At 53.9% G+C, this 16,637-nt stretch carries 14 protein-coding genes; 9 read left to right on the forward strand and 5 right to left on the reverse strand.

Going from position 1 to position 16,637, the window contains the following annotated elements; all coding sequences use genetic code 11:
- Positions 1 to 186: 186 nt before the first annotated feature.
- The 7 genes from LX87_RS08905 (at position 187) to LX87_RS08935 (ending at position 8,837) form a co-directional block, all read left to right on the forward strand.
- Positions 187 to 1,542, forward strand: coding sequence for a sensor histidine kinase (locus LX87_RS08905; RefSeq protein ID WP_111627861.1), 1,356 nt, complete (start codon positions 187 to 189; stop codon positions 1,540 to 1,542).
- A complete protein-coding gene (locus tag LX87_RS08910) occupies positions 1,535 to 2,128 on the forward strand; it encodes a Crp/Fnr family transcriptional regulator (protein ID WP_111627862.1) in 594 nt (197 codons plus the stop codon). The genes LX87_RS08905 and LX87_RS08910 overlap by 8 nt, the downstream gene beginning before the upstream one ends.
- Positions 2,129 to 2,205: 77 nt before the next feature.
- Complete coding sequence (locus LX87_RS08915) at positions 2,206 to 2,805, forward strand: DinB family protein (RefSeq protein ID WP_111627863.1); 600 nt, start codon at positions 2,206 to 2,208, stop codon at positions 2,803 to 2,805.
- A gap of 21 nt (positions 2,806 to 2,826) precedes the next feature.
- The gene (locus tag LX87_RS08920; protein WP_111627864.1) at positions 2,827 to 4,143 is read left to right on the forward strand and encodes a gluconate:H+ symporter; all 1,317 of its coding nucleotides are present in this window, start codon (positions 2,827 to 2,829) and stop codon (positions 4,141 to 4,143) included.
- Positions 4,144 to 4,257: 114 nt separating this feature from the next.
- Positions 4,258 to 5,694 (forward strand): tetratricopeptide repeat protein, encoded by a 1,437-nt coding sequence (locus tag LX87_RS08925; RefSeq protein ID WP_111627865.1) that lies wholly within the window; start codon positions 4,258 to 4,260, stop codon positions 5,692 to 5,694.
- A 277-nt stretch (positions 5,695 to 5,971) separates the two neighbouring features.
- The gene (locus LX87_RS08930) at positions 5,972 to 7,450 is read left to right on the forward strand and encodes a Gfo/Idh/MocA family protein (protein WP_111627866.1); all 1,479 of its coding nucleotides are present in this window, start codon (positions 5,972 to 5,974) and stop codon (positions 7,448 to 7,450) included.
- A gap of 91 nt (positions 7,451 to 7,541) precedes the next feature.
- Positions 7,542 to 8,837 (forward strand): Na+/H+ antiporter, encoded by a 1,296-nt coding sequence (locus LX87_RS08935; RefSeq protein WP_111627867.1) that lies wholly within the window; start codon positions 7,542 to 7,544, stop codon positions 8,835 to 8,837.
- A 59-nt stretch (positions 8,838 to 8,896) separates the two neighbouring features.
- On the opposite strand, the gene LX87_RS08940 is transcribed toward LX87_RS08935, so the two are convergent.
- The 5 genes from LX87_RS08940 to LX87_RS08960 all read right to left on the reverse strand — a co-directional run bounded on the left by LX87_RS08940 (position 8,897) and on the right by LX87_RS08960 (position 15,885).
- Positions 8,897 to 10,258 (reverse strand): purple acid phosphatase family protein, encoded by a 1,362-nt coding sequence (locus LX87_RS08940; RefSeq protein WP_111627868.1) that lies wholly within the window; start codon positions 10,256 to 10,258, stop codon positions 8,897 to 8,899.
- A 157-nt stretch (positions 10,259 to 10,415) separates the two neighbouring features.
- Positions 10,416 to 12,980, reverse strand: a complete 2,565-nt coding sequence (locus LX87_RS08945) for a phosphocholine-specific phospholipase C (RefSeq protein ID WP_111627869.1) — start codon at positions 12,978 to 12,980, stop codon at positions 10,416 to 10,418.
- A gap of 194 nt (positions 12,981 to 13,174) precedes the next feature.
- On the reverse strand, positions 13,175 to 14,272 hold the full coding sequence (locus LX87_RS08950) for a glycoside hydrolase family 26 protein (RefSeq protein ID WP_374755115.1): 1,098 nt from the start codon (positions 14,270 to 14,272) through the stop codon (positions 13,175 to 13,177).
- Positions 14,273 to 14,518: 246 nt separating this feature from the next.
- The gene (locus tag LX87_RS08955; protein ID WP_111627871.1) at positions 14,519 to 14,914 is read right to left on the reverse strand and encodes a hypothetical protein; all 396 of its coding nucleotides are present in this window, start codon (positions 14,912 to 14,914) and stop codon (positions 14,519 to 14,521) included.
- The gene (locus LX87_RS08960; protein ID WP_111627872.1) at positions 14,911 to 15,885 is read right to left on the reverse strand and encodes an NAD(P)-dependent alcohol dehydrogenase; all 975 of its coding nucleotides are present in this window, start codon (positions 15,883 to 15,885) and stop codon (positions 14,911 to 14,913) included. Before LX87_RS08960 ends, LX87_RS08955 begins: the two co-directional genes overlap by 4 nt.
- Positions 15,886 to 16,066: 181 nt before the next feature.
- On the opposite strand from LX87_RS08960, the gene LX87_RS08965 reads away from it, so the two are divergent.
- The gene (locus tag LX87_RS08965; protein ID WP_111628342.1) at positions 16,067 to 16,282 is read left to right on the forward strand and encodes a hypervirulence associated TUDOR domain-containing protein; all 216 of its coding nucleotides are present in this window, start codon (positions 16,067 to 16,069) and stop codon (positions 16,280 to 16,282) included.
- An 11-nt stretch (positions 16,283 to 16,293) separates the two neighbouring features.
- Positions 16,294 to 16,620, forward strand: a complete 327-nt coding sequence (locus LX87_RS08970) for a DUF3140 domain-containing protein (RefSeq protein ID WP_111627873.1) — start codon at positions 16,294 to 16,296, stop codon at positions 16,618 to 16,620.
- Positions 16,621 to 16,637 lie beyond the last annotated feature (17 nt).

Raw genomic sequence — 16,637 nt, forward strand, 5'->3', positions numbered from 1 at the left:
TTTCCGGTTGTCAGACAAAAAAAACGGGACGTTGGAAACCGTCGGTACGGGTGATGCGGGGTTCGACCCGATCCGCTTCAATTGCCCTCTGGCTACCCGGTGATCAAGTCGTACGTCTTTTATTCCTTTTTTGTACATTTACAGCGTATTATTGATTTTTAGCGAGTAGCCGACTTTCCCATCCAAATGACGTACGAAGCCCTGTCGCCGTTCTTCTGGGGTATGGTGATGGCCATGTTTCTGGCCAATTCCATCCAGTGGTTTATGTACCGTGAGCGGATTTATGGGTTATACACGATCTACACGCTGATCTGGGCCTTCTATTTTGTGATCAATCACCTGGAGTTACCGACGAATCTGGGTAATTTTTATAAGCTTTCCTCATACATCGGTTACATCCTGTATCTGGAGCTGGCTAAAATCTTCCTGAACCTGCGCGACCGGCCCCGGTTTCTGCGCTGGGTGGTCGTGGTGCAGTGGATGCTGGTCTTTTATTGTGCCGTCAAAACGTACATTTATCTCTTTACGGATCTCTGGCAGTCGACGCTGCATACCCTGCTGCTGCAACCCATCCGGTTTGCCATGCTGGCCGTGGGGGGCTACATTGTCTTCTCGTTTTTCCGATCCAAAGATGTGGTGGCCCGTTTTTTTGTGGCCGGAACGGCTTCGCTGCTCATCAACCACGCCATTACGGCGGCTCTGCTGATTCATTCGCTGGACCTGAGCCTGTCGTTGCCTTTCTGGCGGCACCCTGATTTGTTTCTTCAGATTGGCGTGGTGCTGGACCTGATTTTCTTTTCGCTGGGCATTTCGTACCGGCACCGGCGGGAAGCCGTTCGGAAAGCCGTGGTGGAAAAAGACCTGGAGCGCGAACGCGATCAGCGCCACCGCGAGAATCTGGAGGCCGACCTGGCAATTCAGCGGATGCAGCACGAAAAAACCGAGGTGCAGATGCGGGCCTTGCAGAGTCAGGTCAACCCGCACTTTCTGTTCAATGGACTCAATACGCTTTCTTCGCTGATCGACGAGAGCCCCGATCAGGCCAGCAAATTCGTCGATGAGCTTTCCAACGTGTACCGGTATCTGCTGCGGAGTAACGAAAACGAACTGGTGACGCTCAGTGACGAACTGCGGTTTATCCGGTCGTATTTTCACCTGCTGCAAACCCGTTTCGGCAAAAGCATCGACTTGCAGGTTTCGGTAGCCGATCATTACCAGAAAGCCCTGCTCCCCCCGTTAACGCTTCAACTGCTGGTGGAAAATGCCGTCAAACACAATGTGGTGATGCCCGAACAGCCGCTTACGATCCGGATTCGGACCAACACCCAGGATTTATTGATTGTTGAAAACAACCTGCAACGCAAAAACCTGCGGATTGAATCCAATGGGGTTGGGCTGTCGAACATTGACACAAAATACCGGCTGCTGAACCAGCCCGCGCCCCTGGTTGGCGAAGCCGATGGCTGGTTTCAGGTGATTCTGACATTGTTGAAAATGCCGGAAACCCAGGCAGCCCGGCCGGTCGGACAGGGATATGAATGAGCAATCGACGGCTTTGGAACAGCTAAAAAAGGTGGTTTTTCAGGTTACGAAGCTGTCCGATGAGGAGTGGAAGGCTTTTGCGGCCTGCTGGCATTGGGTCGAGTACAAACGCAAAACAATCTTAACGTCGGCGGGTGAGGTGGAACGGTATCTGTATTTTGTGGTCGACGGTGTTCAGCGGGCCTATTATCTGGGCGACAGGAAACGGGATGCCACGCTGATTTTCTCTTATACCGGTTCCATGTCGGGCATCATCGACTCGTTTCAATTGCAGCAACCTTCGCGTTATTACCTCGAAACGCTGACTGCCAGTCAGTTGCTCCGGCTTTCCTTCACCGACTTTGACCGGCTGCTGGCGACCTACCCGGCTCTGGAACGCTGGGGGCGCATCGGTACGGCGGCCGCGATGTCGGGTCTGATGGAACGGTACATCGAACTGATGACGTTCAGCGCCGAAGAGAAATTCCGGATTTTGCTGACACGCAGTCCGCACGTCCTGCAACTGATTCCGCACAAATACCTGGCGTCGTATCTGGGTCTGGACCCGACGACTTTCAGTAAACTGCTGGCGTCCGTCAGATTATAACGGCGTTGAAAATCTTGGCCCAGACCAAGATTATTCGCTAAAAACCCTGTTACGTTTGCCGTCAAACCGCTACTGCCATGCCGACTTTTACCGCCAATGTCTTGCTAGATCAGTTGACCGCCGAAACCCATGCGTTGATCCAGCTTGTTGAAAACGAGTTTAGTTCACTCCCGAACGACACCCTGAACTGGCAGCCAGCCCCGGAGCGCTGGAGCATCCTGCAATGCCTGGAACACCTGAACAGTTACGGGCATTATTACCTCCCGCAGCTCGAAAAGGCAGTTTATCGGGGCGAACAGGAGCAGATAGCGGCTTCCACGAGCTTCCGCAGTGGCTTGTTGGGCAACTACTTTGCCACTTCCATGCGGCCCAAAGCCGACGGTTCGATTGGCCTGAAAGCCAAAGCCGTGAAAGCCCATACGCCCGCTGCCAGACTGGATGCAAGGGCGGTGTTGACTACCTTTCTCGATCAGCAGCGCGACCTTCTGAATCTGCTGGAACGCGCCCGGCGGGTGAATATTGAGCGGTTTCGGGTGCCCATTTCCATTGCCCGGTTCATCCGACTATCGGTGGGCGACACGTTTCGATTTTTGATTGCCCATGAGCAACGACACGTTTTGCAGGCGCAGCGGGTGGCCGCCGAGGCAAAACTTTGTGCGCATTCTTCGATTAAATAGTAATAATTTTTATGTTTGGTGATGCTCCTAACCATCACCTTCCTCGCCATTCTGGCCCTGATCGGGTTAATTTCAGTTGTTCGTTTACACACGTTTCTGGCTTTTCTGGCGGTTTCGCTGGGGGCGGGTCTGGCGCTGGGGCTTCAGCCGCTGGCGATTCTTGATTCCATCCAGAAGGGCATCGGCGGCACGCTCGGTTCCATCACGGCCATCATTGCGCTTGGGGCCATGCTGGGCAAACTGGTGGCCCAGAGCGGGGCCGCCCAGCGCATTGCCACCCAACTCATGGACCTGGTGGGTACGCGCCATGCCCGCTGGGCGTTTCTGGTGACGGGTTTTATTGTTGGGTTACCGCTGTTTTATTCGGTTGGATTTTTGCTGCTGGCCCCGCTGGTCATCACGGTTTCGTACCGGTATAAACTGCCCGCCCTGTACATTGGGTTGCCCATGCTGGCGTCGCTGTCGGTCACACAGGGGTATTTACCGCCCCATCCGGCTCCGCTGGCGATTCTGAAACAGTTTAACGCCGACATGGGCCTGACGCTTTTTTACGGCATCATCGTTTCCATTCCGGCCATTCTGATTTCGGGTGCGTTGTTTGGCTCCACCGTGAAACGCTACACGACCCTGGCGAATCCGGCTTTCATTGCGCCCGACCTGCGCGAAGATCAGATGCCCTCCACCGCCAACAGCTTTCTGACGGTTTTGCTGCCTATTTTGCTGATTGGCCTCAGTACCTTCCTGAGTCCCTTTTTGCCAGCGGGTTCACTAGGGCAGCAGATTATCGTTTTTGCGGGCGAACCCGTTGTGAGCATGTTTCTGTCGGTGCTGGTGGCTACTTATACGCTGGGCGTTCGGCGGGGAAAAACCGTACCCGAAGTAACGATTCTGTTCGGTGATGCCATCAAGGATGTGGCCATGCTGTTCCTGATTTTTGGCGGGGCGGGGGCCTTGAAGCAGGTGCTGACCGACGGCGGAGTAAGTGAATCCATAGCCGGGATGATGGAAGATTCGACCCTGCACCCTTACGTGCTGGCCTGGGGCATGGCCGCGCTCATCCGGGTCTGTACGGGTTCGTCAACGGTTTCGGGCATCACGACGGCCGGGTTTGTGGCCCCCATGCTGGCAACGACGGGTGTGGAACCCAACCTGATGGTGCTGAGCATCGGTGCCGGAAGCATGATGTTCTCGCACGTCAACGACACCGGTTTCTGGCTGTTTCGGGAATACTTCCAGTTGTCGATGGCCGACACGCTTAAAACCTGGTCGGTGATGGAAACGCTGGTTTCGGTGACGGGTTTGCTGGGCGTGATGGCGCTAAGCTGGGTGTTGGGATAAGGGTAAGGCATTGGAAGCGGTCTACCTTATTTTTCGTCCGTTCAATCGCTTTTCTGACTTTTCACGTATGTATGATGCCGAAAATCCAGGTTTCGTGGATCTGTCCGCATACATATGAAACGATTTTTCTCTCTGTCCTATCTTTCACTTTTTCTGGCAGTAACAACGGCTTGTCCGGTGCTGGCTCAGAAAGCGGTCAGCACCGGACAAGCCATTCAGTACATCAAGCTCGCTAACACGTTGCGGGCGCTGGACAAACCGCAGGATGCCATCAGTCTGCTGGAGCGGGCGTTACCGGCGGTCCGCGGAAAAGATCGCTATTGGGAAGCCGTAACCTACGAGCTGCTTGGACTGGCTTACTACGAAAATAACAACACCGAGAACGCCGATTATTACCTTAAGCTGGCTCGCAGTCGGTATGAAAAGCTGCGGTATGTAGCCAGTGCCTGGGGTGTCAACGAGCTGATTCGGGAACTGTCCGGAAAGAATTTGTACGCCGGGATTCAGTTCGGTGCGTCAGATGTGAAACTGGCCATTTTTAAAACCCGCTACGAAAGCGATTTTTACGAAAAAGATATCAAAGCCCGGATTCAGGTTCCGAATGTCAGCTTTGTGGCCGATGCCACCAACTCGCTGAAAGCCGGTCAGGATGCGCTGAAGGTATGCCTGGATTCGATCCGTCATTACAACATTCCGGCCGAACGGATTTTTATTGTGTTCAGCAATGAAATGAAGGAAGGACTTGCCCGAACCCCGGCGACAAAAAAGATGCTGTACGACCAGTTATCCCGCGCCTTGTCCAACAGCAGTTTGCGCATTGATACCACGCTTTCGACCCACCGCGAAGCCGAACTGTTTACCGTCGGCTCGATTCCCCGCAAAGTCTGGCCGATCACCTCGGCGCTCAACATCGGCAGTGATGCAACCGCAGGTGGTTATTTCGATCCTAATAGGACCTTTCACCCGGTTGAATTGCCGGTGGGCGTGAATACGCTGGTGAGCCGGATCGAAAACAAGCGGTCACTGAGCACTGATGCCTTTAAGCGGGAAGCGCAGCGGGTGGTAAAAGCGGTGGCCGATACGGCTTTGGGGCCCCGCTTTAAAACCAGGGATACGGGGCTGCAAAACCGTCGGACGGTGGGGCTGGGTGGTGACGTAGCCTGGGCGCTGGTGACATACCTGCATCCCGAAAAAAGCGGCACCACGGCTGTTGCCATTTCGATGGAGGATATTGACCAGTTTAAAAAACGGGTGATGGACGATTATCAGGCGCTGACGCACCCGGACGTGAAGGAGATTGCGGATGCGCTCACGCGAACAAAGGCAGAGCAGGAGATTCGGATCGTCCGGAATCAGGTGGGAGAAAAACAGCTTATTGCCGGGGTGTTGTGGCTCGAAGCGATTATGAAAGCCTACTCGACACCCTCCGTTCCGAAACGGTTTGTGTTTATTCGCAACTCCGACATTGGCTGGGTAACGGGCAAATTTCTGGAAACCATCAGTGGCGAATATGAATCGACCATTGCCAGAGGAGCCTTGTATACAAGGTAGGGGTAAATTCAGGTTGGATAGATGGGTACCTTTACACACGCTGTGTAAAGGTACTTTTTTGTGTAGACTGAATGCTGGCTGAACAGGATATTAAAAATGGGGGCTGCGAACAATCGGCCTTGAGGCTTCTATTTTACACGGCTTTGCCTAATTTTTGAAAGGTAAATGTTGGCGTTTGCCAAATAACATGGGAAACAGGAAGTAGGTATTTAGTCCGTAAAATTCTAACTTTACCATAAACTTAAACGTCCGTTTTAACTTACCCAAAAGTAACCTTATGCAATCCAACCGTCGCGACTTTATCAAGGGACTGACAGCCGCTTCGGCGCTGGCGGCTACCCAGAGCGTCGCCAAGCCTTTTGTGGCCCAACCCTTTACTATCATAAAGGATCTGAAGAAAATCAGCCCCAACGACAAAATTCGGATTGCCACCATCGGTATGGGTATTCAGGGTAACTACGATACCCAGGCGGCCCTGCGCAACCCCGATGTGGAACTGGTGGCCGTAGCCGACCTGTATTCCGGGCGTCTGGAACATGCGCGCACGGCTTTTGGTCAGCAACTGTTCACGACCCGCGATTACCGCGAGATTCTGGCCCGGCCGGACGTGGATGCCGTGCTGGTTGTAACGCCCGACCACTGGCATGACCATATCACCATTGCGGCCCTGAAAGCCGGTAAGCACGTGTACTGCGAAAAACCGATGGTGCAGCACCTGAACGAAGGCAAAGCCGTGATTGATGCCTGGAAAAAGTCGGGAAAAACCATGCAGGTCGGAAGCCAGCGCATCAGCAGCGCGGCTTTTCAGGAAGCCAAACGGCTGATTCAGGCCGGAGAAATCGGGGCTATCAACTACATTGAGTCCAACAACGACCGGTTTAACGCCATTGGGGCCTGGAACTACTCCGTACCACCGGATGCGTCGCCCCAAACCGTTGATTGGGACCGCTTCCTGGGCGATGCGCCCAAGCGGCCATTCGATCCGATCCGGTTTTTCCGCTGGCGGAATTTCAAGGATTATGGTACGGGTGTGGCCGGTGACCTGTTCGTCCACCTGATTACGGGTGTTCACTACGTAACCAATACCCTGGGACCCACCCGTATTTACTCGTCGGGCAACCTGGCCTACTGGAAAGAACACCGGGATGTGCCCGATGTGATGACCAGCATCATGGATTATCCGAAAACCGAGCAGCACGACGCGTTCCAGATGGTACTGCGGGTGAACTTTGCCAATGCCGGAAAGATCAGTAACGTAACCCGGATTATCGGTAACGAAGGAACCGTGGAGTTTTCGGAAAATAACCTGATTCTGACCAAGAAAAAGCTGCCCATCGCGCCGGGTTACGGTAACTACGACAGCTTCTTTACGTTCACGGAAGACGTGCAGAAGAAGTTTGTGGAGGAATACGACGCCAAATATCCGCCCGAAACCCGGACCGCCGAACCGGTGAAGGAAGTGAAGTTTGAAGCGCCGAAAGACGACGACGCCCACGCCAAACACTTTGCCGATTTCTTTACGAACGTTCGGAACGGTAGCCAGGGCACCATTGAAGACCCCGTATTCGGTTTCCGCGCGGCTGCTCCCGTACTGGCCTGCAACGAAAGCTATTTCGAGAATAAGGTGGTGCATTGGGACCCCGTTACGATGACCCAGAAGAACCCCGGTGCTGCTAAAAGCAAACCGGCTGGTTCCGGTACCAAAAAGTCAATCCCGGCGAAGAAAGCCGTTACGGCGGTCACGAAAAAAGCGTAAGAAGCTGACCTGGATTTTCTGAAAATAGCCAACAGCCCGGATTTGCATCCGGGCTGTTGTTATAGCTGGGGCATCAACAAAAGAATCAGGCGTGGAAAATTACAGCATTGTGTTATTCATCATGGCGATCATGATTGTTTTATCCGCTGTCGCCAACCGGATCAAATTACCGTATCCCATTCTGCTGGTGCTGGCCGGAATCGGTATTGGTTACCTGCCCGGTATCCCATTGATCACCCTGAATCCGGAAGTGATTTTTCTGCTTTTTCTGCCGCCCCTTTTATACGATGCGTCGTTTAACATCTCGTTTAAAGAATTAAAAAGCAACTGGCCGACAGTTAGTTCGCTGGCCATTTCGCTGGTGTTTCTGACCACCACGGCCATTGCGGTGGTGGGCTATTACCTGATTCCCGGCATGAACTGGCCACTGGCGTTTGCCCTGGGGGCCATTTTGTCGCCCCCCGATGCGGTGGCGGCTACCAACGTCACCAAGGGACTGGGGCTTTCGCACCGGACCCTGACCATTCTGGAAGGCGAAAGTCTGGTGAACGATGCTTCCGGACTAACGGCTTACCGGTTTGCGGTGGCGGCCGTTTCGGGAGCCGGTTTTACGCTCTGGAAAGCATACGGGCAATTTCTAATTGTACTAATCGGTGGTTGTGCCGTCGGTTTGGTGTTTGGCCGGGTGCTGGTGTACTTTCTCCGGCGAATTTATGGCAATAGTTTGATCGCCATCAGTGCCATGGCGCTGGCGCCGTTTGTGGCCTATCTGCTGGCGGAAGAAGTGCACGTGTCGGGGGTGCTGGCCGTAGTGGTTCTGGGGATTACCCTGTCGTTTTATACCCGAAAACTGTTTCCATCATCCGTCAAAACGCAGAACAAATCTTTCTGGGATGTGATTATATTTCTGCTCAATGGGCTGGTTTTCATCCTGATTGGGCTCGAGTTTCCGCAGGTGGTCAACAGGATCGACCACGAAATGATTCTACCACTGATTGGCTACAGCTTTCTGATTAGTTTCATTATGCTGATTATCCGGATTTTGTGGATTTTCGGACACAACAATAATCTGAAAAAATCCATTGCCCGTCGCAACGGCTTTCCGGAGCACCGACGGTTCCGGTTTTATGTGGACGAAAAAATTGACTGGCGTGATGCACTGATTATCGGCTGGTCGGGGATGCGCGGCATCGTATCATTGGCGTCGGCCCTGGCCCTGCCTTTGACGCTGGACGATGGGAGTGAGTTCCCGGAGCGAAACACCTTGATCTTTGTTTCGGTGGTGGTTGTGCTGATCACCTTGGTTGTGCAGGGCCTGAGTTTACCGCTATTGGTCCGGATTCTAAAAGAAGGCAGGCAACATCCTCCCGTTACCGTGGAGGAATAGGGAAGCACCGGATTCCTGGTGCTCCGGTGCTTCCCGGGGTACTTTTCAAAAAGCCGGGTTTACTTTTTTCTATTCAGGTAGTTATCGCGGTCTTTTGCGTAGCTATCGACCTGCTCTTTTTTATACCGCGTCTCAAATTTATCGGGTGGCAGTAACGACTCCGGCCCGAGCGACGGGCTGGCGGCAAATTTCAGGCGTCCTTTTTTATCTTTCTCAATCGAAAACGCGTCGTATACATCGCCCCGAACGGTTTTGGAGGTATACTGAATACGGGTTGGCGTAATGTCAATGAGTTGGTAGAGTTGCAGCGACGAGCCCGCCCGCTCGATCCAGTCGGGAAAGCGAATGGCATTTTGATACGGCCCCGAAACGCTCACCACGTACACGGGTAGCGTTCCATTCATCCGTCCGCGGGCATACACGTGTTCATGACCGGTTAAAACCAGCGGCACCTGATACCGCTCGTAGAGGGCTTTGAATTCCGGGAAACGCACACCGGCCTCCCGGTTGCGGGCCAGTTGCTCCATCGAATAATGGTGCACAATAATTACCCAGTCGCCTTTGAATTCCTTCAGCCGTTCTTCCAGCCAGACCAGCATTTTCTGGGTGCCGGGTTTGTCAATCGGATACCGGATAAGGTTCAGGGAAATAAGCCGGATGTTGTTGTAATCGACAAAGTAGGTTTCTTCTTCCTGACCCGCGGGACCGTTCTGGGGGAAGGTAAAATTCAGCCGCCAGTGTTTCGTCAGGTAGTCGGGCGATGCGGCATTGGCATACTCGTGGTTTCCCGGCGTTGCCAGCAGCGGATAACTTTGGTAGACCCAACCGCCCGTCGGAAAAAATTCGTTCCAGTTGCCCAGGTTTTCGGCCCCCCGGTGGACCAGGTCGCCCCCGAAAAGCAGGAATTTGGCATCCGGTTTATCCATAATCGCTTTGCGGATCGTCCGGCTTCCCAGCGAGTAAATGTCGCGTTGGACATCCCCAAAATAGATAAATGAAAAGGGTTCACGAGTACCGGAAGCGGTTGTGAATTCCGCCCATTCCGACCAATACGTATGATTTCCGACCCGGTAACTGTAGGTCGTATTGGGCTTCAGTCCCTGAATGTTTGCACTATGGTGGTTCCAAGTGCCATCGTCGGCCGTATGCCGCTCCGTCTTCGCCGGTAAGCGCTTCACCTGATCCTTGAAAAAGGGCGTTGCGGTCGTTTCCAGGTACTCCACAAAACTGACCCGAACGGTATCATGCGTACGCCAGGAAATACTCTGGCTCGAAACCGGTGCGGTTTCCCAGGAGATGGAAATGTGATGCGGATACCGAAAGGAGAGCGAGGAGGGGTCTTCCTCCTCAAAACGGCCCCTGGCCGACAAGGCCAAATACCCGGCTACTCCCAAGACTAACAACAACGCTTTATAGTTCATACTTCCTGATGATAAGTGAATAGGATAGGTTCTCTAACCTTACGGTTAAGCAGCCGGAAAAGACTATTGAAAAGGGGGAGTGGGTTGACAGTACACGTAAAAACGCAGAAGCCCGGATCGTTTCTACCCGGGCTTCTTTATTGGTTTCAGCGAATCTTTACACGATTTCTCCGCCCATCACCGGGTCGGTGAAGCTTGCTTTGCCGGTTTCGACGCGCCCGGCGTAGCGTTTCTCAAACACCGAATTTCCGGCAACCCGGACGCTGAAATCGTACCAGCCAAAACTCTTGCTCAAATCCAGCACCAGACTGGCCTGACCACCTTTCGGAATCACCCTGGTTTTCGGGGCGGCCTTGTAGGCGTTGTCTTTGACCTCGATGGTAATCGGATTGGCTTTGTTCAGGTTGCTGATTTTCAATTCAACCGAACCCGTCAAAACGTTCGACTGGGGCGTTTTGCGCTGGTATTCACACTGGATGGTGAGTTGCGGATCGTTAGCATTGCCGATGAATTCGCGGAAAAAACCGTTGGGACCGTTGACCCGGAACTGGTAGGTTTCCTGTTCGAAATCAGCAAGGTTCCAGCGGTCGGTCAGGCTGTCACCGGCGGATACGGCATAATCCCGGACAATGAGATCGCGTTCCGGTTTTTGGGCGGCCGACACATAATTGTTCAAGGCATAAACCGTGAACGGCGAACCGGCAGACCGGGCACCGAAGATCTGGTTTTTAGCCTGCAACGTGATGTCAAACGACTTTTTATCGGCGCTCAGTTTACCGTCAGCGTATAGCTGATAGGGGAGCGCACAGGCCGCCCGGATGCCTTTTTCCTGCCGTGGAACCACCGACGACGCCCCCCGTCGGGTCTGTTCAATTTCCTCCTTCGTCAGTTTTTTGTACCCCGACGGCAATTCCTTAAACTGCGCTTTGTGGATGCTTTCGACAAATTCGTTCTTGGCTACGAACGCGGGCAGTGGTATTTTCTCGCCGTTGTAGGGCCGGAATACCGACGTCAAATCCCCGCAAACCGTCCGGCGCCAGGCGCTGATGTTCGGCTCTTCGACTTTTTTGCCGGTTTTTTTACTCAAAAATACCTCCAGAAATTGCAGAATGGACGTGTGATCGAACACCTCCGACGATACCATACCGCCCCGACTCCAGGGCGAGGCAATCACCAGCGGCACCCGGTAACCCAGACCAATCGCACTGGCCCGACCGTCTTTTTTGGGGTCGCTTACGTTCCGCTGGAGTTCCTGTTCCATGTAAACGTGCTCCACGCTCGTATCGATGCCTTTTGATACCAGGCCGGTTTCGGGTTTGTCGGGGTGCGGGGCCACAAACGGCGGCACGTGGTCGAAATAACCGTCGTTTTCGTCGTAGCACAGAATGAAAACCGTCTTTTTCCAGACTTCCGGGTTTTGCGTCAGAATGTCGAGCATTTCCGAAATATACCAGGCTCCGTACCAGGCTGCGCCGGGGTGGTCCGAGAAGTTTTCCGGGGCCACCACCCACGAAACCGTCGGCAGTGAGTTGTTTTTTACGTCCGCCCGGAACTGGTGCAATACGTCGCCTTTCGGAATTTGCACTTCCCGCTCCGTGTTGCCGTCGTGGTATTTCAGCTTGGTCAGCGAGTGATAATTTGGGTCGTTTTTATTCGTGGTGAATGCTTTCTCGTGCAGGTTTTTGGACCGCTGCGATAGCTGCTCGAACTTCTCCCGACTGTATTTCTCCCGGTGTTCCTGACCAATTTTTAGTTCGGCTTCCCTGCGGGCCAGGTCTTTTTTTAGCTTTTCGGTCTCCGCACCGGTTGCCGGAAGGGCCTGGATTCGGGCCTTCAGTTCCTGAATTTCCGTTGGAAGGCCGGGCAGACGTTTGGCCAGATACCGCTGGTACGCTTCCGAAAAACCGACATTGTATTGCTCGAACCACTCGATGGGGTTGTCCGTAAAATTGGCCAGCCAGTCGGCCTGTTCACCCTCGAAGCCCACGGGCAGGCTTAGTTCGTTCTGGTAGATTTTCCAGGAAATGCCGTGATCTTCCAGCTGTTCGGGGAAGGTGGTCCAGCGGGCGTTATCGCCGTAATCGACGTCTTCGTTGCGTACGTTGGCTTTGGCCGAGCGGTCGGGCTTTTCGCGGATGGTGCCGGTCCAGAGATACAGCCGGTTGGGTGTGGTGCCGGTCAGTGACGAACAGAAATTCTGATCGCAAACCGTGAAGGCGTCGGCCAGGGCGTAGTAAAACGGAATGTCGTCGCGGTTGTAATAGCCCATTGTCAGGGGCATTTTGGCGTATTCCTTATGGCCGGAGCGTTTGGAATCCAGCCATTTATCGTATTTGCCGTTGTTGCGGGCGTCCACCTGATTGGTCCACGAGTGGGGCAGCGAACTCATCCAGGTGGCTTTGGTATCTTTCAGGTTCAGCCGGAAGGGCGCATACGTCTCGCCCCCGCCGTTGGTCTGGAGCCAGACCGGGTTCTGGTTGGGCAGCGTAATGGCCCGCGGGTCGTTGAACCCCCGAACGCCCTGAAGCGTGCCGTAGCAGTGGTCGAACGAACGGTTTTCCTGCATCAGAATAACCACGTGCTCGGCATCAAACACCGTGCTGCCCGGCTTCGGGTCGATGGCAAGGGCTTTCTGGATCGAGTCGGGTAAGACCTGAAAAAGGCTGGTGCCACCGGCGAGCAGGGCGGCTTTCTTGAGGAATTCTCTGCGGGTATCGGTCATGTCGGAGGATGAAAAGTGGGTTGGTAAAGATACTTTATCTTTACTCCGTTTTTTCAAAAAAGGGCCTCTGGTTAACAGAATAATAACGTAGGTGGGTTGTTACACAGGGTTGATCAGTGGACATCAGCACTAATCAGAGTCTCCCGGCTTCCCTCCGTTATTCCCTGAATAATGCCGTGTCATAACTTACGAAACTACCGGTACAGCCTCGGCAGGTCGTTTTCGAAGAGTGTGTACGGGTCCTGGTAAAATTTCATGAAGTCGGGCGCACTGGCCTGTCCGGGAAACGGGGCGTAGTAGTGCGTTGGGGAGCGCGTGTCGTTGCGCCAGACCAGCACGTAACAGAGCCGCATTTTTTCGGCCCGCATGGCGCGGAGCAGGGTGGAGGTCCACCAGGTTGTGTCGGGAATGGATTCCAGACCGGTTTCGGTAAAAGCCGCCAGCTTCCCGGCTTTGCGGGCGTAGTCGGAAACGATTTTCAATTTCTGAATCCCGGCTTCAACGTTGTAGCGACCGTTGCGGCCAAAATCGGTGTAGTTGTCCATGCCGACCAGATCGACCCACGCGTCGCCTGGATAGCGTTCCAGGTACTCGGCTTCGGTTTTGAACAGACAATCGGGCGAAAAAGCGTAGAGAAAGTTGTGAACGCCCAGACTGTCGCGCAGGTACGAAACCGTAAATTGCCAGAGCTGGATAAACTCTTCGCGGGTGCAGTGCGGTTTGCCCCACCAGAACCACCCCCCGTCGAACTCGTGGTAAGGGCGGAAAATCATCGGCACAAGCTTGCCGTCGCTGCCCCGGACGGAATTGGCAAACTCACCCACCGTGCGCAGAATCTGCTTGTACGTTTCGTGGTGGGAGCCGCCCGGAATGATCATCGATACCGCCGGAGCCGACACCGAATCAACCCAGTAAAAACCGCCTTTGGATACCGGGTTGGAAAAGTGCCAGGCCACGGTCGTTACTCCGCCCCGGTTGTAGGTGTCGGCGATGTTTTGGCGCAGTGCTTCCTTTGTTTTTTCGATGGCTTCGGCAGGGCGACCCGACAAACCGCTGAAATCGACGCCAATGACGGCCGGATGCGAACCCGTTACCGATTTTACGTCCGAGCGGTTGGCGTCACCCGCCCAGCCGTGGCCGTATTCCGTTGCGTGCTGGTGGCCGAAGAGGGTGTGTTTTTTAGCGAGTTTCTTTAAATTTTTGTGAAGGGCAACGGTTTCTTCGGTGGCATTCGGGTCAACGAGTTTCTGGCCGGGTTTGCCCGGTTTGGAAAAGCCGGATACGGTATACACGCACAAGAAAGTTAAAATCAGGAAAAAACGGGAAACGAGTGTCATTAGTAGGTGAAAGTACAAATCAGCTCGTAAGTTAAGGGGAATTCGGAAAAGTGGTCTCCCGTCAAGCGTTCTGTTTCCGGAAAAACAGGGATGTAAAACATATAAGCTCCGAAGGAACGTCCTGATCTATATCTGAGGACGCTCCTTCGGAGCTTATCTTACGGGGTGATGTCCGGCTTTCCCTTGTGCCGAAAAACGGTCTTATTTGGCTTTTTCCTCTTTGGGCTTGAGCATACCGCGGGCAATAGGCTCTGGTTTTGATTTGGGGTCTGCATACCGGAGCAGTGTCGCTTTGGGGAATTCCTCCTTGGGCGCTTTGGTAATCAGCAACTGGTACGAACGGGTGCCCACAATCAGGTTATAATACGTCATTCCGCCGGATTCCTGCGCGAGTCCCCAGTTGGCAATCGGTTCGTTGGCCAGCACCTTCTGGTCTTCCTCCGACAAGGCCGCATACACCGTGTCGGGCTGAAAGTGTTTGGCAGTAATGCCCTCGATGGCCGAAACAACCGCCGGGGGCGTAGTGGCTGCGGGTTTGGTCTGGGCTGCGGCTGACAGGCTCACCACCAACAACAAACCGGCGACGAGTGCTTTCATGATTTTTCGGATTTGGGTTCGCTCTCGACTTCAACCACCAGTTTGCCCTTGACGTGCCCGGTTTCGCTTTCGGCGTGGGCCTGGGCCAGTTCGTCCAGACGGTAGGTCCGTTCGATTACCGGAACCAGCTTACCGTCTGTCACCTGCTTCAACAGCCAGTTTATTTGCTCCGGTTTGAAGGTAAATAGCAGCGACTCCGCTTTTTTGCTGGTAAATGTCGTGATGGCCTGGTTTAACACCTGTTTGGCCGACGGAAGCGTTGTGATGTACATCCCATCTTCTTTCAGGACATTCTGGCAGTCGTCGAAGGAGCTTTTGCCGATGGCGTCGAAAACCAGGTCGTATTTTTCAATCCCTTTCGTAAAGTCGTGGGCATTGTAATCAATCACCTGATCGGCCCCGAGCTGGCGGGCCAGGGCGGCCCCCTCCGTGCTGCAAACCGCCGTAACATGAGCGCCCAGGATTTTGGCAATCTGGATGGCAAACGTGCCGACGCCCCCCGTGGCGCCGTTGATGAGTACCCGGTCGTCGGGGCGCACCTCACCTTTGTCGAGCAGGGCCTGCAATGCCGTTCCGGCGGCTATGGGAAGAGCGGCCGCCTGAACAAAGCTCACAGCATCGGGCAGTTTGACCACCTGGGTATCTTTGGCAACAGCATATTCGGCATAACCGCCCCCTTCCGGCCCCAGTGACGCCACGACCCGGTCGCCGGGCTGGAGGTTTTTCACCATCAGGCCCACTGCTTCCACAATCCCCGCGCATTCCCCGCCAAGAACCTTCGGAAACTTACCCGACAGAACGAGCTTCATAGAGCCATCGCGCGCCTTGGTGTCCATCGGGTTAATACCGGCGGCATAAACGCGGATCAAAACCTGATGCGGGTTGTCAATCCGATCGACAATGGGTTTGGGCATCTCCTCGACGTGTAGTTCGTGGTTAGCACCGTATTGGTGAATCGTTGCAGCTTTCATGAGTTGAGTCAAATAATGGATGCTCCTTTAACCCAAATGCCAGGGGTGAAGTTTGCGAGTCTTAGGCTACGGGATCGGTTTGGCCTGTCGGAAAGCCGTCCGGAACCGGGAGGGAGCGGCTGGCGAAACATTTCTTTTCGACAGGCCGTTAAGCGCTTTTCAACCAAATCAGGCAACGGTTATGATTAAAAAAGGAGATTCGGTGCGCTGGAAATACGCCAGTGGCCACGCCGAAGGGAAGGTGGTGGAAATCCACAAAGAAGCGGTCGAAAAAACCATCAAGGGGTCGAAGGTAAAACGCAATGGCTCGGCGGATGACCCGGCGCTGATTATTGAGCAGGACGATAACGATCTGGTTTTAAAGCTGGAAAGCGAAGTGGAAAAGGTCCACCCATAAGAGAAAACGTCATGAACGAGGAAGAAAAAAAGGAGGTGCTCGACGCGTTTAACGACCTGGTGAACATGAGCCCGTCGGAGTTGGAAAAATGGCTGAAAACGGACGAGTCGAAATCTGTGGGCTGGGACAGTGGCGACGGCGAATCGGTCGGCCATAAATCGGGTGAAAAAATCATCCAGATCAAGCAGAAAAAACAGGCCGACCTGACCGACCGCGATTTTGAACACATGCGCAAGGTGGTGGGCTACATCAAACGCCACAGCGCCCAGCGGCCCAAAGAAGTGAAAGGCAGCAACTGGGAATATTCGCTTAAAAACTGGGGGCATAAGCCGGAGTAAACTAAAAACGGTTTTCG

Source organism: Larkinella arboricola, assembly GCF_003259745.1.
GTDB classification, from domain to species: domain Bacteria; phylum Bacteroidota; class Bacteroidia; order Cytophagales; family Spirosomataceae; genus Larkinella; species Larkinella arboricola.